The sequence below is a fragment of the Neisseria sp. P0021.S007 genome (assembly GCF_051956855.1).
Genome location: NZ_JBQCXA010000462.1, coordinates 1 through 720 on the forward strand (window position 1 = coordinate 1; position 720 = coordinate 720).

1 protein-coding gene is annotated in these 720 nt (G+C 52.9%); it reads left to right on the forward strand.

The annotated features are described in order from the left end of the window. Window positions 1–107: 107 nt before the first annotated feature. On the forward strand, window positions 108–720 hold a 613-nt coding region (locus tag ACTHUR_RS14010; RefSeq protein WP_440399155.1), incomplete at its 3' end, for an ABC transporter ATP-binding protein.

Below are 720 nucleotides of genomic sequence, written 5' to 3' on the forward strand. Positions count from 1 at the left end.
CTTCTTTACAGACGTTTTCTTGATAAGGTCGTCTGAAAATTGCCCGACACCTTGATAAGCTTTACAATGCAAGTAATTAAAATACATCCCGCCTTATCTTCCCCTTCATGAGTTCCGTACCCTTCATCGAAATGAAAGACGTTGCCTTCGCGTATGGCGACCGTCCGATTCTGAACAATATCAATTTCAGCATTCCCCAAGGAAACTTCGCCGCCGTAATGGGCGGCTCGGGCAGCGGTAAAACCACGCTGATGCGGCTGATTACGGGTCAGATTCATCCGCAGTCAGGTAAGGTTTTGATTGAAGGACGTGATTTGGCGGGCTTTTCGGCTGACGAACTGTATGAACACCGCCGCCGTATGGGCGTGTTGTTCCAGCATGGCGCGCTGTTTACCGATTTGTCGGTGTTCGACAATATCGCTTTTCCGATGCGCGAACTGACGCGCCTGCCTGAAGCGGTGATCCGCGATTTGGTTTTGTTGAAATTGAACGCGGTCGGTCTGCGCGGCGTGGAAAACCTGATGCCGTCCGAACTCTCCGGCGGGATGTCGCGCCGCGTCGCGCTTGCCCGCACGATTGCGCTCGACCCTGAAATTATGTTGTACGACGAGCCGTTTACCGGCCTCGATCCGATTTCCTTGGGCGTGATTGCCCACTTGATCAGCCGCGTCAACAAGGCTTTGCGCTCGACCAGCATTATGGTGACGCACGATATTGAAA